The 24,550-nt window shown below is 59.1% G+C and carries 27 protein-coding genes; 9 read left to right on the top strand and 18 right to left on the bottom strand.

Translation table 11 applies throughout. The features are described 5' to 3' along the window. Positions 1 to 142: 142 nt before the first annotated feature. The 3 genes from lpxO to iraP form a co-directional block, all read right to left on the bottom strand. Positions 143 to 1,054 (bottom strand): lipid A hydroxylase LpxO, encoded by a 912-nt coding sequence (gene lpxO / locus C1Y42_RS00470; RefSeq protein ID WP_021507234.1) that lies wholly within the window; start codon positions 1,052 to 1,054, stop codon positions 143 to 145. A 199-nt stretch (positions 1,055 to 1,253) separates the two neighbouring features. Continuing rightward, on the bottom strand, positions 1,254 to 1,559 hold the full coding sequence (locus C1Y42_RS00465; protein ID WP_058775199.1) for a PsiF family protein: 306 nt from the start codon (positions 1,557 to 1,559) through the stop codon (positions 1,254 to 1,256). A gap of 85 nt (positions 1,560 to 1,644) precedes the next feature. After that, positions 1,645 to 1,899: an anti-adapter protein IraP gene (gene iraP, locus C1Y42_RS00460; protein WP_021507236.1), complete on the bottom strand. Its 255-nt coding sequence runs from the start codon at positions 1,897 to 1,899 to the stop codon at positions 1,645 to 1,647. Between the two features lie 18 nt (positions 1,900 to 1,917). On the opposite strand from iraP, the gene C1Y42_RS23540 reads away from it, so the two are divergent. Both C1Y42_RS23540 and C1Y42_RS00455 read left to right on the top strand, forming a co-directional pair. Next, a complete protein-coding gene (locus C1Y42_RS23540; RefSeq protein ID WP_155519908.1) occupies positions 1,918 to 2,070 on the top strand; it encodes a hypothetical protein in 153 nt (50 codons plus the stop codon). A gap of 489 nt (positions 2,071 to 2,559) precedes the next feature. Continuing rightward, positions 2,560 to 5,646: a beta-galactosidase gene (locus C1Y42_RS00455; protein WP_104092632.1), complete on the top strand. Its 3,087-nt coding sequence runs from the start codon at positions 2,560 to 2,562 to the stop codon at positions 5,644 to 5,646. On the opposite strand, the gene C1Y42_RS00450 is transcribed toward C1Y42_RS00455, so the two are convergent. Continuing rightward, positions 5,579 to 6,877, bottom strand: a complete 1,299-nt coding sequence (locus tag C1Y42_RS00450; protein WP_058775196.1) for a multidrug efflux MFS transporter — start codon at positions 6,875 to 6,877, stop codon at positions 5,579 to 5,581. The two genes, C1Y42_RS00455 and C1Y42_RS00450, sit on opposite strands and share 68 nt — an antisense overlap. Positions 6,878 to 7,270: 393 nt before the next feature. On the opposite strand from C1Y42_RS00450, the gene C1Y42_RS00445 reads away from it, so the two are divergent. Continuing rightward, positions 7,271 to 7,522: a biofilm development regulator YmgB/AriR family protein gene (locus C1Y42_RS00445; protein ID WP_021313231.1), complete on the top strand. Its 252-nt coding sequence runs from the start codon at positions 7,271 to 7,273 to the stop codon at positions 7,520 to 7,522. Positions 7,523 to 7,534: 12 nt separating this feature from the next. Here the strand turns inward: C1Y42_RS00445 and C1Y42_RS00440 are convergent, their stop codons facing one another. Both C1Y42_RS00440 and C1Y42_RS00435 read right to left on the bottom strand, forming a co-directional pair. Then, positions 7,535 to 7,852: a hypothetical protein gene (locus C1Y42_RS00440; RefSeq protein WP_021507239.1), complete on the bottom strand. Its 318-nt coding sequence runs from the start codon at positions 7,850 to 7,852 to the stop codon at positions 7,535 to 7,537. A 250-nt stretch (positions 7,853 to 8,102) separates the two neighbouring features. After that, positions 8,103 to 8,402 (bottom strand): I78 family peptidase inhibitor, encoded by a 300-nt coding sequence (locus C1Y42_RS00435; protein WP_058758053.1) that lies wholly within the window; start codon positions 8,400 to 8,402, stop codon positions 8,103 to 8,105. 533 nt (positions 8,403 to 8,935) lie between these two features. On the opposite strand from C1Y42_RS00435, the gene C1Y42_RS00430 reads away from it, so the two are divergent. Both C1Y42_RS00430 and C1Y42_RS00425 read left to right on the top strand, forming a co-directional pair. Beyond that, positions 8,936 to 9,583: a CPBP family intramembrane glutamic endopeptidase gene (locus C1Y42_RS00430; protein ID WP_021507241.1), complete on the top strand. Its 648-nt coding sequence runs from the start codon at positions 8,936 to 8,938 to the stop codon at positions 9,581 to 9,583. 93 nt (positions 9,584 to 9,676) lie between these two features. Then, positions 9,677 to 10,696: a LacI family DNA-binding transcriptional regulator gene (locus C1Y42_RS00425; protein WP_146068784.1), complete on the top strand. Its 1,020-nt coding sequence runs from the start codon at positions 9,677 to 9,679 to the stop codon at positions 10,694 to 10,696. On the opposite strand, the gene C1Y42_RS00420 is transcribed toward C1Y42_RS00425, so the two are convergent. Beyond that, the gene (locus C1Y42_RS00420; RefSeq protein ID WP_104092630.1) at positions 10,691 to 11,578 is read right to left on the bottom strand and encodes a LysR substrate-binding domain-containing protein; all 888 of its coding nucleotides are present in this window, start codon (positions 11,576 to 11,578) and stop codon (positions 10,691 to 10,693) included. The two genes, C1Y42_RS00425 and C1Y42_RS00420, sit on opposite strands and share 6 nt — an antisense overlap. Positions 11,579 to 11,730: 152 nt before the next feature. Here C1Y42_RS00420 and C1Y42_RS00415 point away from each other — a divergent pair, with 152 nt between their 5' ends. Beyond that, positions 11,731 to 13,110 (top strand): NAD-dependent succinate-semialdehyde dehydrogenase, encoded by a 1,380-nt coding sequence (locus tag C1Y42_RS00415; protein WP_104092629.1) that lies wholly within the window; start codon positions 11,731 to 11,733, stop codon positions 13,108 to 13,110. Positions 13,111 to 13,161: 51 nt separating this feature from the next. Here the strand turns inward: C1Y42_RS00415 and C1Y42_RS00410 are convergent, their stop codons facing one another. From C1Y42_RS00410 to C1Y42_RS00390, 5 genes are all read right to left on the bottom strand, one after another. Then, positions 13,162 to 14,601 (bottom strand): glycoside hydrolase family 1 protein, encoded by a 1,440-nt coding sequence (locus tag C1Y42_RS00410; protein WP_104092628.1) that lies wholly within the window; start codon positions 14,599 to 14,601, stop codon positions 13,162 to 13,164. Positions 14,602 to 14,613: 12 nt separating this feature from the next. Then, positions 14,614 to 14,928: a PTS lactose/cellobiose transporter subunit IIA gene (locus C1Y42_RS00405; RefSeq protein WP_010618140.1), complete on the bottom strand. Its 315-nt coding sequence runs from the start codon at positions 14,926 to 14,928 to the stop codon at positions 14,614 to 14,616. Continuing rightward, positions 14,928 to 16,244 (bottom strand): PTS sugar transporter subunit IIC, encoded by a 1,317-nt coding sequence (locus tag C1Y42_RS00400; RefSeq protein ID WP_104092627.1) that lies wholly within the window; start codon positions 16,242 to 16,244, stop codon positions 14,928 to 14,930. Before C1Y42_RS00400 ends, C1Y42_RS00405 begins: the two co-directional genes overlap by 1 nt. An 88-nt stretch (positions 16,245 to 16,332) precedes the next feature. Then, the gene (locus tag C1Y42_RS00395; protein ID WP_031279665.1) at positions 16,333 to 16,641 is read right to left on the bottom strand and encodes a PTS sugar transporter subunit IIB; all 309 of its coding nucleotides are present in this window, start codon (positions 16,639 to 16,641) and stop codon (positions 16,333 to 16,335) included. Positions 16,642 to 16,849: 208 nt separating this feature from the next. Further along, on the bottom strand, positions 16,850 to 17,035 hold the full coding sequence (locus tag C1Y42_RS00390) for a hypothetical protein (RefSeq protein ID WP_021507248.1): 186 nt from the start codon (positions 17,033 to 17,035) through the stop codon (positions 16,850 to 16,852). A gap of 58 nt (positions 17,036 to 17,093) precedes the next feature. On the opposite strand from C1Y42_RS00390, the gene C1Y42_RS23330 reads away from it, so the two are divergent. Together C1Y42_RS23330 and C1Y42_RS00385 are read left to right on the top strand one after the other, a co-directional pair. Next, on the top strand, positions 17,094 to 17,417 hold the full coding sequence (locus C1Y42_RS23330) for a hypothetical protein (protein WP_125310664.1): 324 nt from the start codon (positions 17,094 to 17,096) through the stop codon (positions 17,415 to 17,417). Positions 17,418 to 17,528: 111 nt separating this feature from the next. Further along, positions 17,529 to 17,768 (top strand): hypothetical protein, encoded by a 240-nt coding sequence (locus tag C1Y42_RS00385; protein WP_021507249.1) that lies wholly within the window; start codon positions 17,529 to 17,531, stop codon positions 17,766 to 17,768. 111 nt (positions 17,769 to 17,879) lie between these two features. Here the strand turns inward: C1Y42_RS00385 and yniD are convergent, their stop codons facing one another. The 6 genes from yniD to C1Y42_RS00360 all read right to left on the bottom strand — a co-directional run bounded on the left by yniD (position 17,880) and on the right by C1Y42_RS00360 (position 23,579). Further along, entirely contained in the window at positions 17,880 to 17,987 is a 108-nt protein-coding gene (yniD, locus tag C1Y42_RS23805; RefSeq protein ID WP_021507251.1) for a small membrane protein YniD, read from the bottom strand. A gap of 79 nt (positions 17,988 to 18,066) precedes the next feature. Then, a complete protein-coding gene (locus C1Y42_RS00380; RefSeq protein WP_021313986.1) occupies positions 18,067 to 18,495 on the bottom strand; it encodes an OsmC family protein in 429 nt (142 codons plus the stop codon). Positions 18,496 to 18,557: 62 nt separating this feature from the next. Beyond that, positions 18,558 to 19,748, bottom strand: coding sequence for an FMN-dependent L-lactate dehydrogenase LldD (gene lldD / locus C1Y42_RS00375; RefSeq protein WP_088516211.1), 1,191 nt, complete (start codon positions 19,746 to 19,748; stop codon positions 18,558 to 18,560). Beyond that, positions 19,748 to 20,533, bottom strand: a complete 786-nt coding sequence (gene lldR / locus C1Y42_RS00370; protein ID WP_059011939.1) for a transcriptional regulator LldR — start codon at positions 20,531 to 20,533, stop codon at positions 19,748 to 19,750. Before lldR ends, lldD begins: the two co-directional genes overlap by 1 nt. Beyond that, complete coding sequence (lldP, locus tag C1Y42_RS00365; protein WP_058769354.1) at positions 20,530 to 22,179, bottom strand: L-lactate permease; 1,650 nt, start codon at positions 22,177 to 22,179, stop codon at positions 20,530 to 20,532. Before lldP ends, lldR begins: the two co-directional genes overlap by 4 nt. Before the next feature lie 227 nt (positions 22,180 to 22,406). Continuing rightward, positions 22,407 to 23,579 carry a cyanate transporter gene (locus C1Y42_RS00360; protein ID WP_104092626.1) on the bottom strand — a complete coding sequence of 391 codons (1,173 nt, stop codon included), beginning with the start codon at positions 23,577 to 23,579 and terminating at the stop codon, positions 22,407 to 22,409. 87 nt (positions 23,580 to 23,666) lie between these two features. Between C1Y42_RS00360 and C1Y42_RS00355 the strand changes: the two genes are divergently transcribed. Then, the gene (locus C1Y42_RS00355; protein ID WP_104092625.1) at positions 23,667 to 24,527 is read left to right on the top strand and encodes a LysR family transcriptional regulator; all 861 of its coding nucleotides are present in this window, start codon (positions 23,667 to 23,669) and stop codon (positions 24,525 to 24,527) included. The last annotated feature ends 23 nt before the right edge of the window (positions 24,528 to 24,550 follow it).

The raw sequence follows: 24,550 nt of genomic DNA, 5'->3' as shown, positions 1-24,550 counted from the left end.
CGCCTCCTTCGGGGTTATTCGTCTGATACGACAATTCCTTACAAAGAGTAAGTGTGGCAAAGCGTGAGGATTTAGCAGGAGAAACAAAGCGAAACGGCGGTTAACTGACTGTTAAACCGCCGTTTTAAGCGGCACGAAAGGATCAGAAGAAGACGCTGGGCACGATGATCAGCGCGAAAATCGCCACAATCAGTCCATGTTTGACCCAGTAATACAACCGGCGATTGCGTTTCTTCAGGTTTTGACCGGCATCGCGCAGCGCATAAACGTATTTGAAGATGCGGTTGAGGAAGCCGGTACGATCGTTTTCGTCGTTGGGCGATGCCGCTGCTGACATTAACGTCGAGCCCACCCAATGGTTGACCGCCTGCGCCCAGCGCCATTTCATTGGCCGCTCGATATCGCAAAACAGGATGATACGCGTCTGCTCGCTTTCATTCTGCGCCCAGTGCACGTAAGTTTCGTCGAAGATCACCGCCTGACCGTCGCGCCAGCTGTGGCGCTGACGATCCACTTCAATAAAGCAGCGATCGTCGTTCGGCGTTTGCAGCCCGAGGTGATAGCGCACCGAACCGGCATAAGGATCGCGGTGTTTGCCCAGATGGCTGCCCGGCGGCAGTTCAGCAAACATGGCCGCTTTAACGCCGGGAATGTTGCTCACCAGTTCGGTGGTTACCGGACAGAGTTCGCGCGCTGACGGATGTGCATCGCTATACCATTTTAAATAGAAACGCTTCCAGCCACGCTTGAAGAAGGTATTAAATCCGGCATCGTTATGCGTCTGCGCCGCTTTAATGTGATCCTGCAGGCGAATGGCTTCATCGCGAATCACCTGCCAGTTATCGGTCAGCTGACGCAGCTCAGGAAAATCCTCAACCGGAAAATAGGGCTGTTTAGCCGGCAGTCGCGACAGCCCGGTCATAAACATATTGATCGGCGCCATAAAAGTGGAGTGATCAAATAACTGACGGGAAAACTTTTGCTTTTCCACGCCGCGTGAGTGGGCGTAAAGCACACTAATAATAAATACACCAATAATGATCGCAGCGACCATACAACAGGTTCCTTATGTTGCACGTAAAGCCGCTCTGGCCACGGTTAAGCGCCAGAGAGACTGGATGGGGAGAAATGGAATTTTATGTAAGGATTTTGTAAAGTTTTGGCAACGCGTGCCGTTTATGACAGAAAAAATACGTCGCGCATTAACCCTGCGAGTGCGGACACAAAAAAGCGGCCCGCAGGCCGCCAGAGGTTTAAGCACTCTTCTTCAGACAGCTGCTCATAAAGGTTTTACGCGCATCGCCGCTGAGTTTTTTCTCTCCTGCTTCGTTATTACAGCTTTTCATTTTCATCTGCTGCGGCGTCATATTGCCCATTTTGCTGTCTTTCTTCAGGCATTCGCTCATAAAGCTTTTACGCGCATCGCCTTTCAGATTTTGCGCGCCTGCATGCTGATTACACAGCGTCATTTTTTCCTGCTGCGCGGTTTTCTCCGCCGCGCCCGCACCGCCAGCCAGCAGCAGGCCTGCTGCCATTATTGCCACAAGACACGATTTCATTGCCGGTTTCTCCGCGTGATTATTGCCTGTTAAGCATGGCACGGAATAAGCAAAGCGGAAAAAAATCTATGCGCGTACGGCGGGATTATTCACGCGGGTGGTTGAGCAACTTTTCGACGTAATTGCGCAGCATCAGCGCGTCCGGATTTTCCTGCACGGAAGCGGCGGGCGGCATCGCGCGATCAATACCCGCCGCGATGTCGCTAACCTGGGCGGCATCCAGTCTGCGCAGCATGGCGGTGAGCACGATTTCCAGCGCCTCAACCTGGACCACTAATTCTTTAGACTCTTCTTCTTTTTCTGCCAGCTTAAGCAGGAGTTCCGCAATCAGGTTTTTCATGCGATGGACTCAGTCAGAATGGGAAAACAAAAATTAGCATTGGCAGGATTAAAACAACAAGAATTTTTGCCGGCCAGAGGAAAAATAATGGTTAGCCGAAGCGTAAAAAAAGTGGCTGAAATTCAATATATAACGGCGAAACGTTTCACTGACAAAATACGCCGCAGATAAAACGTTTCGCATCGCTGCATTAATTATGCACTGGCGCTAAATTAACGCGGCCCCTGATACCCATGGCCGGGACCGCCACCGCCAGGACCACCCCAACCTCCTCCTCCGCCGCCCGGCGGCGGAAAAAGACAACCGCTTAACGCGGACACCAGCGCCACAACGGCAGCGAGCTTAACGACACGGATCATATTTACCTCAGGTTGCTGAAATTGCGCTGAGTGTATGAAGCGGCGGTTAACACGACAATACAGAATGCTCCGCAACCCGGCGCTATTCATGCCTGCTCACCACGCTTAACGTTTTAGTGGCAAGAAACCGCTAAAAAAGCCTCACAGACCGCGCAATACGCCAGCTTAAGTTACAGCGAACGCTGTGCCGCAAACGTCAGTGCTGCTCGCTGTGCGCGCAGTAACAAAATTGCGCGCTGCGTCTTTACAGCTAACGCTATTTCACGCAATGTGAGCGCAATACAATTAATGAGATCTCACTATGACCTTAGCGGCTGTTTCTCTGAGTGAAGTGCTGGCGCGCCGTGACTGGGAAAACCCGGTTATTACCAACCTGCATCGCCTGGACGCGCATCCACCCTTTGCCAGCTGGCGCGATGAAGTCAGCGCGCGCGATGGCCATTCCTCACCTGCGCAGCAGCGGCTGAATGGTCAGTGGGCCTTCAGCTATTTTACCGCGCCGGAAGCGGTGCCGCACAGCTGGCTGCTACAGGACTTACCGGACGCCGCAACGCTGCCGGTGCCTGCCAACTGGCAGTTGCACGGCTACGACGCGCCCATTTATACCAACGTGCAGTATCCCATTCCGGTCAATCCCCCTTTGGTGCCACGTGAGAACCCCACCGGATGTTACTCGCTCACATTTAAAGTTGATGACGGCTGGTTAAGCCAGGGACAGACGCGCATCATCTTCGATGGTGTCAGCTCGGCCTTTCATTTGTGGTGCAACGGACAGTGGATGGGCTATTCGCAGGATAGCCGCTTACCCGCCGAATTTGATCTCAGCCACGCGCTGCAGCCGGGAAACAACCGTCTGGCGGTCATGGTGCTGCGCTGGAGCGACGGCAGTTATCTGGAAGATCAGGACATGTGGCGCATGAGCGGCATTTTCCGCGACGTGACGCTGCTGCACAAACCGGACACCCGCCTGAGCGATGTGCAGCTCGAAACCGCGCTCAGCCCGGAATATCTGCGCGGCGATTTACGGGTGAGTGTCAAAATCCATGCCGGCACGCGCCCGCTCAGTCAGTGTCGGGTACGCGTCACGCTATGGCGCAACGGCGACTGTATTGCGCAGCACGAACAGCCGCCGGGCAGCGCCATCATTGATGAACGTGGACACTATCCGGAACGTACCCTGCTGGTGTTGCCGGTGCGGCAACCGCTGTTGTGGAGCGCCGAAATGCCTCATCTCTACCGCGCGGTAGTCACGCTGCTTGATGATGCCGGCGAGGTGATCGAAGCCGAAGCTTATGATGTGGGTTTCCGTCGCGTCAGCATTGAGCACGGCCAGCTGTGCCTCAACGGCAAGCCGCTGCTGATACGCGGCGTTAATCGTCATGAGCACCATCCCGAGCGCGGTCAGGTGGTGGATGAAGCCAGCATGCGTCAGGACATTGAACTGATGAAGCGCCACAACTTTAACGCGGTGCGCTGCGCTCACTATCCTAATCATCCGCTGTGGTATCGGCTGTGCGATGAGTACGGCCTGTACGTGGTTGACGAAGCCAATATCGAAACGCACGGCATGCAGCCGATGAACCGCCTCTCCGACGACCCGCGCTGGTTTGCCGCCTATAGCGAACGCGTAACGCGCATGGTGCAACGCGATCGTAACCATGCCTGCATCATCATCTGGTCGCTGGGCAATGAGTCCGGCCACGGCAGCACGCACGATGCGCTGTACCGCTGGGTGAAAAGCAGCGATAGCACGCGCCCGGTACAGTATGAGGGCGGCGGTGCCAACACGGCGGCCACCGATATTCTGTGCCCGATGTATGCGCGCGTCGATCAGGACCAGCCCTTCCCGGCGGTGCCGAAGTGGTCACTGAAAAAATGGATCAGCCTGCCGGATGAAGCGCGTCCGCTTATCCTGTGTGAATACGCCCATGCGATGGGAAACAGCTTTGGTGGCTTTGCCAAATACTGGCAGGCATTTCGCCAGTTTCCGCGGCTGCAGGGTGGCTTCGTCTGGGACTGGGTCGATCAAAGCCTGACGCGCTATGACGAACACGGCCAGCCGTGGCAGGCGTACGGCGGCGATTTCGGTGACACGCCCAACGATCGCCAGTTCTGCATGAACGGGCTGGTGTTTGCCGATCGCACGCCGCATCCGGCGCTGTTTGAAGCACAGCGCGCCCAGCAGTTTTTCCGGTTTACGCGCGATCCCGGCGATGCGTATCGCGTGACCGTCACCAGCGAATATTTATTCCGCCGCAGCGACAACGAACGGCTGCGCTGGTGGATTGAGCAGGACGGTGTAACCCTCGCGCGCGGTGAATGGGTGCTGGATCTCGATGCCGAAGGCAGCCACACCTTTACCGTGCCCGCGCCTGAAACGCTGCAGGGTGAAGCGTGGCTCAACCTCGCGGTGCATCAGATCGCCGCCACGCCCTGGTCTGAGGCGGATCATCGCGTGGCCTGGGATCAGTGGGCGCTGCCGGCCGCACTGCCGGTTACGTTGCCGCCGCTCAGCGCCTGCGCGCCCCAGCTGGAAACCAATCACAATCTGGTGGCGGTGGAGCTGCCCACGCAGCGCTGGCACTTCTGTCGCCGCAGCGGCGCGCTGCTGCAGTGGTGGGTGAACGATCGTGAAACCATGCTGACACCGCTGGAGGAGTGCTTTATTCGCGCACCGATCGATAATGATATCGGCACCAGCGAAGCTGCCAATATCGACCCCAACGCCTGGGTCGAGCGCTGGAAACGCGCGGGCTATGATCGGCTGCAAACAGAGCTGCTGGCGATGCAGGTCGACAGCCTGCAGCACGGCGTGCAGATTGAAACCTGGCATCGCGTACTGGGTGAGGGTCAGCACCTGTTTACCAGCCATAAGCGTTATGGCATTAGCGGCGATGGCGAACTGACTATCAGCGTCGATGTACAACAGGCCGCTGGTCTGCCGCCGCCCGCGCGCATCGGCCTGCGCTGCCAGCTGGCTCAGGTCCCGCACCAGGTGAGCTGGCTGGGACTGGGGCCTCATGAAAACTATCCGGATCGCCAGCTGGCGGCGCAGTTTTCACGCTGGCAGCTGCCGCTGGCGGCGCTCAGCACCGGCTACGTCTTTCCGGGTGAGAATGGCTTGCGCTGCGGCACGCGCCAGCTGGATAGCGGCAGCTGGCAGATCAGCGGCGACTTTGCCTTCTCGCTCAGCCGCCACAGCCTTGAGCAGCTGCGCGCCACCTCACACCGCCATTTGCTGCAGGACGAACCCGGCTGCTGGCTGCATCTCGACGGCTTCCATATGGGCGTCGGCGGCGACGATTCGTGGAGCCCGAGCGTCAGCCCGGAGTTTTTGCTTTCTCAGCAGCGCTGGCACTATGCGCTGACGCTGCGTCAGCCGGCTTAGTGGCGGCCGCCGGGCTAAGGGGTTTCAGCTCGGTTTTTGGCCGGCGATAGAAGCGCTGCAGCAACAGCACGTTGAGCAGGACGACGACTGCGGTAGCGAAGAATACCCAGCGGTAACCGGTGGCGGCAGAGACCGCTGCGCCCAGCAGCGGTCCGGCGACGTTACCGAGGTACATGAAAGACTGGTTATAACCAAAAATACGGCCGGTGACGTTATCGCGTGAATGACGCACCAGCAGGGTTTGCACCGCCGGCATCATCGCGCCATCGGCAAAGCCGAGCAGAAAGCGCAGGACGCCCAGCTGCGTGGCGCTGGTGACAAACGACATGGCAATCAGCAGCAGCAGCGAGGCGATCATGGTCGCCAGCAAAATACGCTGGGTACCGATGCGATCGCCGAGTTTGCCGAGACGCGGTGCGGCGATGAGTGCCGACACGCCGGGCAGCGCGGCAATCACACCACTGAGAAACGCGATATTCTGCGCATCCGGCGCCAGCTCACGCACGAACAGCGTCAGGATAGGATTCACCGAACCGTTACACATCTGAATCACCATGGTGGTGACGAACAGGCAGAACATCAGACGTGGATTATCGAGGCTGCGCATTACTTCGCGTCCGCTCAGTTTGTCCTGCTTGCTCACCGGCGTGTAGCCGGTCTCCTTAATCAGAAACAGCGTCACCAGAAAGCTGACCATCAGCAGTACCGCGGTAACGATAAACACCATGCGCAGGCCCAGCCAGTCGGCCAGCAGACCGCCAATCATCGGCCCGAGGATCACGCCGCCAATTTGTCCGGTCGACACGCAGCTCAGCGCCCAGCCGCTGCGCTCACGCGGCACCTGCGCGGCCACCAGCGCCATGGCGTTGGGAATATAACCGGACGTCAGTCCCATCAGCGCGCGCAGCAGCAACAGCTGCCACGCCTGAGTGACAAACGCCTGCAGCAGAATCACCGCGCCCATGCCAAACGAAGCGCGCAGCAGCATCAGCTTGCGCCCTTTGCGATCGGCAAGGCTGCCCCACAGCGGCGCCACGGCGGCAGAAACAATAAAGGTGACACTGAAGGTCAGGCCTGACCAGATACTGAGCGCGTTGCCGCCACGGATACCCAGCTCTTCCACGTAAAGCGGCAGGAAAGGAATGATCTGACTAATGGCCAGGCCGGTAAAAAAGCAGCCAAACCAGACGGATATCAGATTGATCTTCCAGGATTCGATGGAGCGTAGCATGAGCGCAGATGTCAGAAAAAATGAAACGAGGGTTCAGTCTAACAACCTCGTAACATTACCGGACGGCAAAACATGGCATCAGGATGAAAACGCAGTTTTTCGCTGCCGGGCGTGATTCTGCTCACAGCAAATAGGGCGATGCCTCACTTTTGTAGTGTCTTTATGTGCGGTTACCTGGCATAAGGCCCGATAAGCGCATCGCGAGAGACGGCAAACGTGAAAAAATATGACGATTCGTTACTGACAATATTCCACACCGCATCTATGTTTAAAAAATCACCAGTTATCACTGGCGAGGCGCTGCCCGTCCTGGACAGTCCGCATGCTTAATTCAGGTTTTCAGTTGCTGCCCGTCGTGGGTGGCAGGCTTCGTTGTCTCTGCGGAGGTCGGCTATGAGAACGCACCATGACAGCGCCAGTCGGGCGATTACCGACTATTTCAACAGCCCCGCCTGGCACGCGCCGCACGAGAGCGATTTGCTGGCCGCCATCATGCGCGAGCTGATGGATGATGGCCAGCCCGCCACCAATAAAGCGGTGATTGCCCGCGTGATTACCCGGCTGGAAGTGGAAGGCGATGAACAGCGCCTGCAGAGTTACCGCAACCTGCTGGCGCAGCTGTTAGAAGCAGGACCGCAAAAATAGCGGTCCCGGAGATTATTTCACCACCCGCAGCTGGTCGGCTTCGCTGACCACTGCTTTACCGCTCTGACGCTGATACAGGCACAGTTCCCGCCCCAGCTGATTTTTCATGTGCTTTTGCGGATAGCGGCCTTCGAGCAACAGCGCATCGTAGCCAACGCTGTCGTCGTACATGATCGGCTTGCCCACCACTTTCACCGCTTTCAGACCGCTGGCCTGCACACACGCCTGCTGCAGGTTTTTATCGTGTTGCTGCCATGCCGCCTCGCTTGAGGCCTGCGCCAGCGGGCTGAGCAGCAGCGTCAAACACAGCGTTCGGGTCAGGTATTTCATCGTCACTCCTGTAAGGTCAGTCTGTGATTGCTGCCTGTACGCCAGGCGCCGCAAAACCGCGATTCATCGCGCGCTATGGCGGGGGCAATATGGCGCAGCAGGCAGGTTATAGCGAAAAAAATTCCCGCCGTAGCGGGAAGAAACAAGACGAGCATTGCATATTCGAGAGTGACGAGGAAATCTCCGTAATGCGCAGCTATCCTCGCCCGCCGCCGTGACAGCCCGATGACAATGCCGTGTCCGTTTGGTGTTACCCGCAGTAAACCCGGGAAATTTTCCCGTTCTGATCGCCGAGGAAATTCAGGCGGCGCAGATTGAAGTCCATGGTGGCGGCACCGTTCCACGGAATCGCACGCACCGGTACGGCAAAGCGCTGGGTATCAAGCGCGCTCAGCGGCTGACCGAGGTAGTTCTGATACTGCGAGGCACCGCACTGGTCGGTTTCCGGATCGTGGCTGACGGCGTGACTGCTATCAGTTTTACTGGCTGACTGACAGGCCGTTAAGGCGAGCATCGCCGTCAGCAGCAGCGCTTTTCCATAATGGTTCACAATTTTCTCCTCCTGGATAATGAACAAGCGGTTCCTGAGAGTAACAAAGCGTGCCGCCGATGCGAAAATTTTTCCAGCAGACTGGTCGCATTGCGTGACAAAAGGCGCGATTTCCTGCTCACATTTTCGGATTAATCGCACGCTGTGTCTAAAAATCACCCGGGCAGACGCTACAATTATCTAAGACTTTTCTGAGGAGATAATGATGGAACTGGCTATTTTTATCGGCTTCGCCATCGTGATGACCTTCGTGGCCGTCCGGGTGCGTTAAGCCTCGTTAATTTTCTCTCTGCCGTTGTGCACCAAACGGTGCCAGCGGCATCCTCCGCGCCAGACAGGTCATTAGGTTCCCTCTCCGCCTGCTCGCCAGCGATGAAAGCGCAAGCTGCCATGCCGCGTAACGCCTGTGATGAGGCGGTCGGTTAGCGCCGCGATTGTGGCGTATCTGAACCGGCGAAAATCTCCGCAAACGCACCTCGACAGCACCGATCGCCGTTGCTACTATGCGTCTTCCTCTGCCCGCTGAGTCGCCTATGGACACCCAATCCGACAAAGTTACGTTGACCCTGTTTTACGTGGGTAGCTTTGTGGTTTATTACCTCGTGACCATGCTGATTACGCTGTTTCCCAATTATGGGACGCTGCGCAATAACGGCTTGCTGGTGCCAGTGCTGTGCCTGTTTGAATTTGCCGTGATTTATCCCCTGTACCGTTTCTACTGCCAGCGCCGCAGCGACATTCCTCTGGGCTTTCTGCGTCCCGGCCAGGCACTGCTGTTTATCGGCGCGCTGTTTGTGCTGATGGTGGCGCAGACGCAGTTCCTGCAGCCGGAAGGCTGGCTGATTGAACAGAGCCAGCAGGGACGCAGCTCAATGCTGATTCTGCTGCTCACCGCCGTGCTGCTGGCGCCGGTGTTTGAAGAGGTGCTGTTCCGCGGTTTTCTGCTGCAGGCGTTTTTGCTGTGGGCGCCCAAAAGCCGTTTTGCCTGCATGTTGCTTACTTCGCTGCTGTTCGCCGCGTTGCACACGCAATACGTGCACTGGGAAACCATCGTTGCGCTGACGCTGTTCTCGCTGCTGCTGTGCTACGCGCGTCTGCGCAGCAACAGCCTGGCGCTGCCGATTTTTCTGCATACGCTGAATAACCTGATCGCCATCCTGCCCGCCTGGTTCTACGCCTGATCCCCCTCACTGTTTGCTAACGATGCCATTAATTTCCCTGCATTTTCAGGTACTATCGCTTTTTAGCCTGCAGGAATGATGGTCGAAGCGCTGATGATTACTATGCTGGATGTGGCCCGCAAAGCGGGCGTTTCTAAAGCCACCGTGTCGCGCGTGCTGGCGGGCAACCGCTATGTCAGCAAATCCACGCAGCAGAAAGTGTTTCAGGCGATAGAGGAAACCGGCTACCGCCCGAATCTGCTGGCGCGCAGTCTGGCGACGCAAAAATCGCAGAATATCGGCCTGATCGTCACCCATTCGCTGTTTAACGGCCCCTATTTCAGCGAGCTGCTGTACCAGACGGCCACGCTGACCAACAACTATGGCCGCCAGCTGATCCTCGCCGATGGCAAAACCAGCGCTGACGATGAGCGCGCGGCAATTGAGTTTCTGCTCGATCTGCGCTGCGACGCCATCATTATCTACCCGCGTTTTCTCGACACCGCCGCGCTGGAAGCGATCATCGACCAGCACGATATCCCGATCATGGTGGTTAATCGCCGTCTGACGCAGCACGCGGCGAACTGCGTCTGGGCTTCGCACCAGCAAAATACCCGCGATGCGGTGAACTACCTGATTGCGCGCGGTCACCATGACATCGCGTTTATCACCGGACTGGCGGGATCGCCCACCGCCGACGCGCGCCTGTCTGGCTATCAGCAGGCGCTGGCCGATCATCAGCTGCCGTATGAAGCAGCGCGCGTACTGCCGGGCGCGTGGACGCCGGAGAGTGGTCAGGCAGCGGCACGCCAGCTGCTGAGCGCCGGCGTACCGTTCAGCGCGCTGATGGCAAGCAATGACGATATGGCGATTGGTGCCGCGCTGGCGCTGAATGCGGCGGGCAAACGGCTGCCGCAGGATGTATCGCTGATGGGCTTTGATGATATTCGCATGGCCGAATTTTTCCTGCCGCCGCTCACGACGGTTCACGTGCCGGTGGCGGAGATGATTCAGCACACGCTGGCGCAGCTGGTGGCGATGCTGGAGGGCGAAGCGATTGCGCCCCTGCCGCCCTTCAGCGGACGGCTGATTGAGCGCGCCTCCGTGGCAGATGGACCATTTCGCCGTTCATAACGCCTGATCGCCGTCATCCTGCGTGACCAGCCACTGCTCCAGCTGCTGTAGCGTAGCAGCCTTAACGCTCTCCTGCGGGCGCACCAGGTAATAGGTGTGCCGGCCACAGTCCAGCTGGTAATCCTCCATGGCGATCAGCGTGCCCGCCTTCAGCTCCGCTTCCACCAGCACGCGCTGCGCCAGCGCAATCCCCTGCCCTTCAATGGCGGCCTGATAGGCCAGCGCCGAACTTTCCATCTGCCGCCGGTGCGGCAGCGCTTCCATTTCCACGCCAAATGCTTCGCACCAGCGTTGCCAGTCATCAGGACGTCCGCGCACCAGCAGCAGGGTATGCTGCGCCAGCCCGGCCAGATGCATGCTGGCGCGCCGGTCAGCCGTCGGACGGCACACCGGCACCAGCACGTTTTTCACCAGCGGCGTGGCGTGCTGCTGCGGCCACGTACCGTCACCAAGCCGAATCGCCGCGTCGCAATCCACCGTATCGTCCCATTCCGACGCGGTCGTCAGGCGCACGTCAATCGCCGGATGCGCCAGCTGAAACTGTGCCAGCCGCGGAATCAGCCAGCGGGTGGCGAAGGTGGTGAAGGAGTGCAGCCGGATGACCGTGCGGCCGGCATTGCGCTGCAGCGTGGCGCTCGCCTGGCGAATACCGTCGAGGTGCTGGCTGATTTGCAGAAAATAGGCATTGCCGGGCAGCGTCAGTACCAGCCCGCGCCCCTGACGCTGAAACAGCGCCGTGCCAAAGTACTCTTCCAGCAGACGAATCTGACGACTCACCGCGCCTGGCGTCACCGACAGGCCATCAGCCGCTGCCCGCACGCTGCCGCTACGGGCGACATATTCAAACGCCAGCAAGGCATTCAGGGGTGGCAAATCACGCATCAGTTAACCGTTCAGTTTTTCTCAATGATGGAGCAATTTTAATCGATTGTGGCGAAAAGGCCAGACGCGCATCATTTCTGCACAGCGGCAGCCAGCCCGATAATGCTGACTGCCAGGTTGTCACATTGATTCTGACACTGGAGCACACTGGAATGATTAAAGTCACCAATCCTGCCGACGGCAGCCTCGTCGGCGAAGCACCGTTCATGCGCCACGACGAGGTCACGGCCGCTATCGATCGCACCTGTGCCGCGTTTCCGGCATGGGCGGCAAAAAGCGCAAAACAGCGCAGCGACCTGCTGCGTGGCTGGTACGATCTGGTACGCGCCGATAAGCACCTGTTTGCTGAACTGATGGTCAGGGAGAACGGCAAATGCCTGAGCGAAGCGCTGGGCGAAATCGAGTACGGTCTCGGCTTTATTGAGTGGTATGCGGAAGAGGCCAAACGTGTCAACGGTGATACCCTGCCGTCGCACGATGCTAACGCCTCCGTGCTGGTAGTAAAAGAGCCGGTCGGCCCGACCGCGGCCATCACGCCGTGGAACTTCCCGTTTATGATGATCACCCGCAAAATCGCTACCGCGCTGGCCGCGGGCTGCACCATGATCATCAAACCGGCAGAAGAGACGCCGCTTACCGCGTATAAACTGCTGGAGTATGCACGTCAGGCTGGTATTCCCGCTGGCGTGTTTGAGATGGTGACCGGCGATCCGCAAGCCATCGGCGAAGCTTTTACCAGCGATACGCGCATCCACAAAATCTCCTTCACCGGATCTACCCGCGTCGGCAAACTGCTGGCGCAGCAGTGCGGGGCCACGCTGAAAAAGATGACCATGGAGCTGGGCGGCAACGCGCCGTTTATTGTGTTCGCCGACAGCCCGCTGGAAGAGAGCGTGGCCGGGCTGGTCAGCGCCAAACTGCGTAACTCCGGCCAGGTGTGTATTTCGCCTAACCGCATCTTTGTGCATGATGCGATTTACGATGCCTTTGTGCAGCAACTGGTGAAAACAGTCAGTGAGATCCGTGTCGATCAGGGTATGCAGCAGGAATTTGTGGTTGGCCCGCTGATTAACCGCATGGCGCTCGATAAAGTCACCGCGCTGCTGGATGATGCGGTAGCGCAGGGGGCGACGCTGCACCTTGGCGGCAAGCCACACGCGAAGGGCGGGCTGTTCTATGAACCGACCATCCTGTGCGATCTGGACGCCTCGTTTGCCGTGCACAACACCGAGATTTTCGGACCGGTATTTGCCCTGTACCGTTTCAGTGATGAAGAGCAGGTGATTCGCTGCGCTAACGACACCGAATACGGTCTGGTGGCCTATGCGTGGACGCGTGACGTTGGCCGCGCTTTCCGCCTGTCGAAAAAACTGGAAGCCGGCATGGTGATCCTCAATTCCGGCTCAGTCGGTACGGCGTCAGTGCCGTTTGGCGGTATCAAGCACTCCGGCTACGGCCGCGAGGGCGGCCATTACGGTATTGAAGAGTATGTGCAGGTAAAATATGTGCTGATGGCGGGACAACACCGCTAATCACGCTGCTGGTGCGGCGGCGACCCAGTCGGGATGCCGCCGCACCGCGCGTTAGTATTCCACCTCCGCATCAGGCTGTGCGCCGTTATTGCGGATCAACTGCTGATACCAGAAAAAGCTCTTCTTGCGATAGCGCGTCAGATCGCGCAGATCGTGTTCATCGCGGTTAACGTAGATAAAGCCGTAACGTTTGCTGATGCCCTGATGGGTGCTGACCAGATCGATGGCCGACCACGGACAGTAGCCAAACAGCTCGACGCCATCGGCAATGGCCAGCCGCAGCTGGGCGATATGCTCACGCAGATAGGCGATGCGATAGTCGTCATACACTTTGTTGCCCGCCTCCAGCGTGTCGAACGCACCGAGACCGTTTTCTGTCACAATCAGCGGCAGGCGATAGCGCGCGTAGATCTCGCGCGCGGTAATGCGGAAACCGACCGGATCGATATACCAGCCAAACTGATTCTGCTGCAGATGCGGATTGTTGCAGCCGACGTACACTGATTTGTCGATGCCGGCCATCTGCTGGTCGGCCTGCTGCTTACTGTTCAGCTCACCGCGCGCGACCTCAGGCATGTCAGCACTGACGGTGGCCGATGCATAATAGTTGAAGGCGATAAAGTCCGGCTGGCCGGCGGCGATGGTCGCCATATCCTCCGGCTCAATGTGCGGCAGCCAGCCGCGCTGCTGCAGAAACGTCCACACCACGTTGTTGTAGTGGCCGTGCACCGCCAGGTCGAGGTAAAGCCAGTTGCGGATCGCTGAAAAGTTATCGGCGGCCAGCACATCTTCCGGTCTGGCGCTGGCGGCATAGATACAGGAGATGTTCGGTGCCGGGCCAATTTTGGCCTGCGGCAAGCGCTGGTGACAGGCAATCATCGCTTTGGCCTGCGCCAGCATCATATGGTGGTTCTGCTGATACAGCGTCTTCTGCGCATCCACCGTGCCGGCCGGCAGCGTGCCAATCACCTCGCCTTTGAGGATCATCATGTTCTGTTCATTGATGGTCAGCCAGTATTTCACCCGGTCGCCATAGTGCTCGAAACAGGTGATGGCGAAGCGCTCAAAAGCGGCCACGGTACGCCGGTTTGACCAGCCGCCATCCTGCTGCAGCGCCCACGGCAGGTCGAAGTGATAGAGCGTGACCAGCGGCTCAATGCCGTGGCGGCAAATTTCATCAATCAGCTGCTGATAAAACTGAATGCCCGCCGGATTCAGCTCGCCGTCACCCTGCGGATAGATGCGGCTCCAGGCGATGGAGAATCGATAGGTTTTCAGGCCCAGCTCCGCCAGCAGCGCGATATCTTCCCGGAAGCGATGATAGTGATCGCTGGTGACGGTGAAATCCGTCATCCCCTCAGGAAAATGGCCTTTATCGATCACCGACGGCCCTTTGCCGTCTTCGTTCCAGGCACCCTCGACCTGATACGCCGAGGTTGAAGCGCCCCACAGAAAGCCGTGCGGAAACGCACCGGGGTTAGGATGTTGCATACTGCCTCCTTGTTAGTCCGCAGCCAGCTCGCGCCGCAGCTGGATGATCTCTTCCGCCAGTTCACGGCACAGCATGGCGTTCATCAGATGATCCTGCGCATGCACCATGATCAGATTGACCGGAATTTTGCCGCAGCCTTCGTCGGCACCGATCAATTCGGTCTGGATACGGTGCGCGGCTCTGGCCGCCTCGCTGGCTTCGCTCAGCAACGCATCGGCGCGTGGCCACTCTTTGCGCCGCGCAGCGCGCAGCGCCTCCATCGAGCAGGAGCGCGCTTCTCCCGCCTGAATAATCAGTTCCATGACCGTGCTCTCATCAATTTCCATCATGCCTCCTTAACCGGTTGCGCTGCGGCGGCCTGCTCAAGCTCCTGCTGCAGCAGTTGCCGCTCATAAATTTTGAAAAACGGGTAGTAAATCAGCGTGGCGATGGTTACCAGCACGGCAATCAGCACGATGACGCGCCAGTCCCAGCCGGTCGACCAGGCCGCCCCGATCGGTGCCGGCGTGGTCCAGGGGGCCAGCGACACCACGTGGTTAATCAGGTGGGTTTTGGTGGCTGTCCAGGCGAGCGTGGCGTTGACTAACGGCGCGCAGATAAACGGAATGAACAGAATCGGATTCATCACCACCGGCGAACCGAAGATGACCGGCTCGTTGATGTTGAACATGCTGGGCACAATGCTCAGCTTGCCAATCGAGCGCAGATGCGCCGAGCGGCTGCGCAGGTAGAGCAGCACCAGCCCCATGGTGGAACCGGAGCCGCCAATAACGATGAAAAACTGCCAGAACGGCTCGATAAACACGTGCGTGATCGGCTCACCTGCGTTAAGCGCCTGCTGGTTGAGACCGAGGTTAGTCAGCCAGAACGCCTGCAGAATGCCGCCGACAATCACCGCACCGTGAATGCCGGCGAACCACAGCATGTGGCACAGCAGCACCGCCACCAGCACCGCCGGTAACGAATCCGAGGCGGAGATAATCGGTGCGAACAGCGCCATGATCGCCTGCGGCAGCAGCAGGCCAAACTGCGCCTGCACCCACAGGCTGAGCGGAAACAGCGTGATGAAGATGGCGATGATCGGGATCAGCAGATCGAACGACTGACGAATTTTGGGCGGCACCTGCTCCGGCAGCTTAAAGCCGATGTTGTGCTTTTGCAGGAAGTGCATCAGCTCAGTGGCGAACAGCGCCACCAGAATCGCGGTGAAAATGCCCTCGCCGCCGAGTGAGCCAACCGGCAGCGTGCCGTTGCTCTGTGGCGCGGCCACCACCAGAAACGCCATCAGCGCCAGGCTGGCCGCCATAAAGCCGTTCATCTTGTAGCTGTTCGCCAGGTTATAGGCGATGGCGCTGGCGATATATAGCGCCATGATGCCCATGGTCATGTTATACGGCATCATGATTTGCGCTTCATGCGCGCGCACCATACCGAGCCACCACTGGGCAAACGCCCATGAGCTGTCAGCTGAGAACGGCGGATGGGCAAACAGCAGCATAAACGAGCCCACAATCAGAAACGGCATCGAGGCGATAAATCCATCGCGGATGGCAATCACATGGCGCTGGCTGGAGAGGCGTCCGGCCAGCGGGCTGATGCGGTTTTCAATCACACCAAATAACAATTCGCTTATGCTGCTCATCGGCGAGCTCCTTGCATCAGGCAACAACAGAATAAGCCTGTGCATTGGCGCACAAGCGTAAACAATTATTTTATTTTCGGAACAATCGTCAGGCGTGAATCAGCTTTAGCGAATCATCTAATATTTTCGCGCCATTCATCATGCCGTAATCCATGCTATTAATCACAGTGATAGGCTTATTTAGCTGCTGCGCCAGCGGCTGAAAGTCCGCCAGTTTGTATTTAATCTGCGGCCCGAGCAGGCAACAGTCAAAGTTCGCGATCTGATCGTTAAACTCTTCAATGCCAACGGCTTTTATCTCAACCTCGACGCCCTTCTCTTTGGCGGCCTTCTCCATTTTCTGCACCACCATGCTGGTGGACATCCCGGCGGCGCAGCAGAGTAGAATCTTTGGCATCATTCAATCCTCAGTGTGGGGTTTAATTAACGAATACCCGTGCTAAAGATTTTCTGCAACCGGTTTCAGATTTGCGTTACGGATCTGTGAGAAATATCAAAAAGCGCGCTGCAAATTTAATCGGGATGCAATAATAAACGGAAGAGATTATGTGAAAGTCGGGGAACAGTGGCGCGGCCAGACACAGCGCGCCACCGGGGGCAGAACGTCAGGAGATGGCGGAATCTTTTTGCTTGTCGGCTTCGAAGTGTGCCTTGAACTGCTCGTAGATGGAGATCATATTGGAAGCATCGCCGTGCAGCGGGCTCAGTTTACCGGCGCGCACCAGTTCGATGACCAGTTGCAGGGCGGCCTGTTTTGGGCTGCTGGCCGGATGGGCAATTTCATGAGACATCAGATATCACTCCTTATTGTTGTCAGTGCCGCACAGTTTAGCCCAGATTGTGCTGCTAATGGGCGCGGCGCTGGTTATCATCATCCTGTTCGGACAAAAAAGCCGCTCAGGCTGTTCATTGACGCCTGAGGCGTTTAGCTATACTGGATCAAAAAAAGGAACACACAGCCACGCATTCCGTACCACGGGAATGGTGCAGAAGGAGTCGGTTATGTTGATTGGTTTTGTCTTGTTAGTGAGCGCCTGTGGCCACGATGCCTGTGATGCCCTGCCGGTGTCGGAGCGGATTTACCCCACGAAAGTGGCCTGCGAACAGATGGCCGATCGCATCCATAAAGTCCGGCCGAACGTGGTGCTGCTTTGTGGGGAAGTGCACCGTTAATTCGGTGCCAGTGCGTCATCAATTGCATAAAAAACAGCCAGACGGCATTGCAACCTGGGCCCGCAGCGTTCAAAATATAAGCTGCTTTACACTATTACAGTTGTGAATCCCATGAAAAAAACTCGCCCCCGTCGTCCCAACGGACGCTGGGTTTATTACATTTTGTATGACGGCATTCTCTGGCCCTGTCCGGTGCGCTGGGAGTGGGAGAGCGGCTTCGGCGGCTGGCTGCCGTTTTACTATTCGCCCACCTTTGAATTTGTCGCGGGCGATCCGCGCAAGGCCTACCGCATTGCGCGCAGCAGCGTGCGCAATCTGCGCCAGCATGAGCATGACGGCGAATATGCCTGAGGCGTCAGAACTGCCACGGCAGCCACGAGGCCGTCAGCAGGTAGTGCACCAGTTCCAGCACCAGAATAATCATCACCAGCACCCCGAGCTTGTGGCGGCATACCCAATCCTTTAGCCCCATATCATCGCCGCCCAGCGAATCAGCATCAGCGCGCCGCAGATGCACAGCAACACCACAATCATCTTCCAGTGTTTTGTCGCAGCCAGTTTTTTTGCCACGTTTCCTCCAGACAGCAGAAAGCAACGATGCGCCCGCAGGCGCATCGCATAGTCTACCGCTGGTCACCCGTGAGGGCGATTAATTATTCAGCGTATAGTCGAGGGTGATTTCGGCATTCAGCACCTGAGACACCGGGCAGCCTGCTTTGGCTTTCTGAATGATTTCATCAAATTTGGCATCATCGATGCCCGGCAGCGCAATGGTGCTGTTGAGGGCAATTTTGGTGATGGCGAAGCCGTCGCCCTTTTTGTCCAGTGAAACATCGGCGGTGGTGTCGATGCTTTTCGGTGGATGACCGGCCTGGCCCAGCATCAGCGACAGCGCCATGGAGAAGCAGGCGGCGTGTGCCGCGCCAATCAGCTCTTCCGGATTGGTGCCCTTCTCGCCTTCAAAACGGGTGTTAAAACCGTATGGCTGGTTGCTGAGCACGCCGCTTTCAGTGCTAACCGTGCCTTTGCCTTTGATGTCGCCTTCCCAATGGGCCGATCCTTTCTTATGAATGGTCATGTCATTCCTCCTGTTAGTCAGACAGCTATTCAGTATAGACAAGAGCCGGCGCTTTGCCTGGCTTAGCGCACCGCGTGCGGGCGCGCCGGGCTGAGTCCGGCTTCGCTCAGCAATGCATTCGCCTGCACCAGCGAATCCTGGGTAATGTCCGCAATGGTTTTCGCGCCGGTCAGCGTCATCGCCACCCTCATCTCTTTCTCAACCAGACTTAGCAGATTCTCCACGCCGCGCTGGCCGTGCGTCGCCAGCGCATAGATAAACGCGCGTCCCAGCAACACGCTGTCAGCCCCCAGCGCGATCATGCGCACCACATCCAGCCCGTTACGAATGCCGCTGTCGGCCAGAATGGTGATGTCGCCCTTCACCGCGTCGGCGATGGCCGGCAGCGCGCGCGCCGACGACAGCACGCCATCCAGCTGACGTCCGCCGTGGTTGGAGACCACGATGCCATCGGCGCCAAAACGCACCGCATCGCGCGCATCTTCCGGGTCGAGAATGCCTTTGATCACCATCGGCCCTTCCCAGAATTCGCGAATCCACTCCAGATCCTGCCACGAGATCGACGGGTCGAAATTTTTCGCCAGCCAGCCGATATAATCTTCCAGTCCGGTAGGGTTACCGAGGTACGTGGAGATATTGCCGAGATCGTGCGGACGCCCGTGCAGCCCGACGTCCCACGCCCACTGCGGATGGGTGACCGCCTGCCAGTAACGGCGCAGCGCGGCATGCGGGCCGCTCATGCCAGAGTGCGCATCGCGGTAGCGCGCGCCCGGCGTCGGCATATCGACGGTGAACACCAGCGTCGAACAGCCTGCCGCTTTGGCCCGCTCCAGCGCGTTGCGCATAAAGCCGCGATCGCGCAGCACATACAGCTGAAACCACATCGGACGGTTAATCGCCGGTGCCACCTCTTCTATCGGGCACAGCGACACGGTCGACAGGGTAAACGGAATGCCGCGATTCGCTGCCGCACGCGCCGCCTGCACTTCACCGCGTCGCGCGTACATGCCGCACAGGCCGACCGGCGCCAGTGCCACCGGCATCGACAGCGTTTCATTGAACAGCCGCGTTTCCAGACTCAGCTCAGCCATGTTTTTCAGCACGCGCTGACGCAGCGCCACGTCAGAGAGATCGGCCACGTTGCGCTTCAGGGTATGTTCTGCGTAGGCCCCGCCGTCCAGATAGTGAAACAGGAATGGCGGCAGGATACGTTGCGCCGCGGCGCGATAGTCACTGGCAGCAGAAATAATCATCAGTTGTCTTCCTTACGGGTAACCTGCGTGGCGCCCGGTAGCCGCGTGATGCGGGCCTGGCGCGCTTCGTCTTCATGCAGCGTTTTCATGGTGGTGTGAACAAAGCCGAGGTGATCCATCGCCGCCTGGCGCGCCGCGTCGGCGTCGCCCGCCATCACCGCATCGAACATCGCCTGATGCTGGGCGTTGAGCTGGTTGAAAATCACCGGCTGGGTGTACATACGCTGGCGGCTGTGCAGCACGGAGGATTGCAACAGATCGAAAAATCCGCGCATGGTCTGCAGCAGCACCAGATTATGCGAGGCTTCGGCAATGGCGAGGTGGAAGCGCAGATCCGCCTGCGCGGCCAGTTCGGGATCGTCGCAGTCGTTCATTTGTATCAGCGCGTCAAAGGCATAGCGCAGCCGCTCTTTATCCGCCTCGGTGGCGCGCTGCGCGGCGTGCCAGGCGGTGCTGGCCTCAATCGCGTGGCGCGCCTCAAGAATATCCCAGCGGTAGTCAGGATCGGCGGCCAGCAGCTGGCGAATCGGCTCGACGATGCGCTGTTCTGACCACGGCTCCTGCGGCTCGCACAGCCAGGTGCCGCCGCCGCGTTTACTGATCAGCACGCCACTGCTGATCAGCTGCTGGATGGCCTCACGCACCGACGAGCGCGACACGCCGAAGCGGGCGGCCAGCGCACGCTCCGAAGGTAAACGCATGCCGGGTTTCAGCTGATGCTCTTCAATCCAGGCGCTAAGACGCGCGCGCAGCGTATCCGCCAGCCGCGGTGTGGGTTCAGTCATGGAATCATCCAGGTAAAGACATACGCCTGCAGCGTGGTGATCACGCCGACCATACAGGTAAAAATCAGGCTGTGTTTAACGGTAAACCGGAACAGATCGGACTCGCGCCCCACCAGCCCCACGGCGGCGCAGGCGATGGCGATCGACTGCGGCGAAATCATTTTACCGGTGACGCCACCGGTGGTATTGGCGGCCACCAGCAGCACATCCGACACACCAATCTGCTGCGCGGTGGTCGCCTGCAGCGCGGCGAACAGCGCGTTGGAAGAGGTATCGGAGCCGGTCAGAAAGACGCCCAGCCAGCCGAGGAACGGCGAGAAGAAGGTGAAGGCCTGGCCGGTGTGCGCCAGCGCCAGGGCCAGCGTGGCCGACAGCCCGGAGTAGTTTGAGATGAACGCAAAGGCCAGCACCATGCCGATGGAATAGATCGGCAGCGCCAGCTCCTTCAGGGTTTCGCCAAAGGTGCGCAGCGCCGCCGCCGGCTTCATACGCAGGAAAATCACCGAAATCACCGCCGCCAGCAGAATCGCAGTGCCGGTGGCGGAGACCACGTCAAATTTGAACAGCGCTGCATACGGCGTTGCTGCGCTCACTACCGGCGGCATGCGTGCCACCAGCTCGTGCAGCAGCGGCACCGGCACGCTAAACACCCAGTCATACAGCGCGCCGCCTTTGGCGAACAGCGCTTTAAACGGCGGAATACTCCACAGCGTAACGGTCGCGGTCAGGAACAGGAACGGCATCCAGGCACGCACAATCTGCGCCAGCGTGTAGCGTTGTGTCCCTGAGGGCGCAACCTCTGGCGCGGGCTCTTTAAAGCGGAAGATGCGTACCGGCTGCCAGCGGCGCAGAAACAGCGTCAGGCAGATCAGCGAAGCCAGCGACGAAATGATATCCGGCAGCTCCGGGCCAAGGAAGTTAGAGCTGAGGTACTGGGCGATGGCAAACGAGCCGCCGGCCACCATCACCGCCGGCCAGGTCTCTTTGATGCCGCGCCAGCCATCCATGATCGCCATGATCCAGAACAGCACGATGAGGGTGAGAAACGGCAGCTGGCGTCCCGCCATCTGGCCAATCTGGAAGCTGTCCAGCCCGGTGACCTGACCGGCGACGATGATCGGAATCCCCATCGCGCCGAACGCCACCGGCGCGGTATTGACGATCAGGCACAGGCCGGCGGCATAGAGCGGATTAAAGCCCAGCCCGACCAGCAGTGCGGCGGTGATCGCCACCGGTGCCCCAAAGCCTGCCGCGCCCTCTAAAAACGCGCCAAACGAGAAGCCGACGATCAGCATCTGCAAACGCTGGTCTGGCGTGATGGAGAGAATCGAGGCGCGAATGATATCGAACTGGCCGGTTTTCACCGAGATCTTGTAGACAAATACCGCCGCCACGATGATCCAGGCAATCGGCCACAGGCCGTATAAAAAACCATACGCCACCGACGCCAGCGCCTGAGGCACCGGCATGCCGTACAGCAACAGCGCCACCAGCAGCGCCAGCACCACGGTGATCGTACCGGCCTGATAGCCCTTCAGCTTGAGCTTAATCAGCGCGAAGAAGAAAAAAACAATCGGGATCACCGCCACCAGGCTGGATAGCCACAAATTGTTGAGCGGATCGTAGTTTTGTTGCCACACCTGCATGCCGTTTCTCCAGAGGTCACCAGAGGGATGCGGCGCATCGGCAAAAGCAGGCGTGCGCCGCAGATTGTTGCCCGGTTCCGCACCACAATTGGTAGGACCACATTGCGGCTGACGGGCTTTCTGGCTCCAGATAGTTAATGCATTGTTAACCCAAAGCAACGCGACAGGCGTGATTTTTCGTGTTATGTGACCATGTGGCTACATTTTTATAACATTGGTAGGACCAATCAGCGCGCAGCCGCACCAAAGGCGCGCGCATAGCTGCGCGGATGAAAACGCAGATTGAGTCCGATCAGCCCCAGCGTCACGACGCCCTGCATCAGCCATACGCTGGCAAAACTGTGGGTGAGCACCTGCAACTGACCGGCAATAAACGGCATGCAGCCGGCGATGATGAATCCTGCGCCCTGCATGAAGGCCACCAGCCGCGCGCCTGCCTGCGGCTGCGGCAGATGATCGAGCGCCAGCACCATCGCCAGCGGGAACGCGGCACCGAGACCGAAGCCGGCGATGGCGGCCCACAGCCACGGCGCCAGCAGCGGCGCAAAAAGAAACCCGCTCATCCCGGCCAGCTGACACAGCAGACTGACAATCAGTTGCGGACGGCGATCGGCACCGCGCGCCAGCAGCGGCATCAGCAGCGCGCCGGCAACCTGGCTCAGAATCATCACGCCCAGCAGCGAGCCGCCGGCCTGCGCCGACCAGCCCAGCCGGTGATACGCATCCGGCAGCCAGGCAACACAGGTGGCATAGCCGCCGTTGACCAGGCCAAAGCTCAGCGCCAGCGACCAGGCGCGCGGCTTACGCCACAGCGGCGGCAGCGTTACCTGCGCGGCATCCGGCGCGGCAGGCACGCGCACCAGTAGCCACAGCAGGATAGCCAGCAGCACCGGCAGCGCCCAGCCGCTGAGCGCCAGCGGTACGCCAAGCTGCGCGCTGAGCCACGGCGACAGCGCCGCGCCCAGTCCGCCGCCGCCCATCAGCGCGCCCGCCCACAGCCCGGTGACCGCCGCGCTGCGCCGGCTAAAACGCTGTCGAATCAGTCCCGGCATCGCCATCTGCACCACGCCGACGCCGATGCCGGCAAACAACGCGCTGAGCACCAGCCCGCTGCCGCTGTCGATCACGCCGCGCGCCGCCAGCGCCAGCAGCAATAGCGTCAGCCCGGCCAGCAGTAAGGGCTTTAAGGCCACGCGCTGCATCAGCGTGGCGCTGAACAGCGCCACCGCGCCCATCATCACCATCGGCACCGCCGGCAGCAGCGAGGCGGCCAGCCCTGACAGATGCAGGCTGTGGCGCAGCTGGCCCAGCAGTGGACTGATCGAGGTCAGCAGCGGGCGCATGTTCAGCCCGGCCAGTACCAGTGCAGCCAGCGTTAACGTATTGGCATGTCGGTTCATAACCCATCCTGCAGTGAAAAGGTTGTCAGCATCGCAGCAGACAGTACTATTTGGAAATGAAATAACACCATGATGGGCAGTGGATAAATGAATCGTCAGCCAATGTTTACGCCGCAGCAGCTATTGAGCTTTGTGGCGGTGTGCGAGACCGCCAGCTTTACCCGCGCCGCCGAGCGTGTGCACCTGTCGCAGTCGACGGTCAGTCAGCAGGTGCGGCGGCTGGAAGAGATGCTGGGTAAAGCGCTGTTACAGCGCACCTCACATCAGGTGGCGCTGACCGAAGAGGGAGAAAAATTGCTCGGCTACGCGCGGCGCATCATCGCCCTTAACGGCGAAGCGCACGATGTGCTGAGCGATAAGTGGCGCGACGGCATTGTGCGCATTGGCGTGCCGGAGGATTTTGCCGCCCCGACCGCCAGCCTGCTGGCCGGATTCAGCCGACAGCATCCGCAGCTGCGTCTTGAAGTGATGAGCGGCATGTACGTCGATTTGCATCGCGCATGGCAGCGCGAAGAGCTGGATCTGATGCTGATCAAGCAGCCGGGCGGCGATCGCCCGCTGGCCGCCCGGCCCGAGCCGCTGCTGTGGCTGGACAGTGCCGAACATCCCTGCTTTGACCAGACGCCGCTGCCGCTGGTGGTGTTTCCGCAGCAGGGGCTGTATCGCGAAGAGATGTGTCAGACACTGGATGCGCTCGGCCGCAGCTGGCGTATCAGCTACAGCAGCGCCAGCCTGGTGGCCCTCGCCAGCGCCAGCGCCGCCGGTCTCGGCCTGACGCTGCTGCCCGCCAGCTGCCGCCTGCCCGGTCACCGCGTGCTGGGCAGCGCTGAGGGTTTACCAGTAATCAGCCATTTCGAGCTGGCGCTGTTCTGCCGTAAGCCGCAGGATGCGCTGCAACAGGCACTGGCCGCTGCGCTGGTGCAATTCTGCCAGCTACAGTGGCAGTGATTTTTCCACTGCCAGGCAGTGGG

This window comes from Pantoea sp. ICBG 985, from assembly GCF_002928365.1.
Taxonomy (GTDB): Bacteria; Pseudomonadota; Gammaproteobacteria; order Enterobacterales; family Enterobacteriaceae; genus Pantoea; species Pantoea dispersa.
Note: the sequence above shows the minus strand (reverse complement) of the source record. Positions and strands in the feature narration are given on the sequence as shown.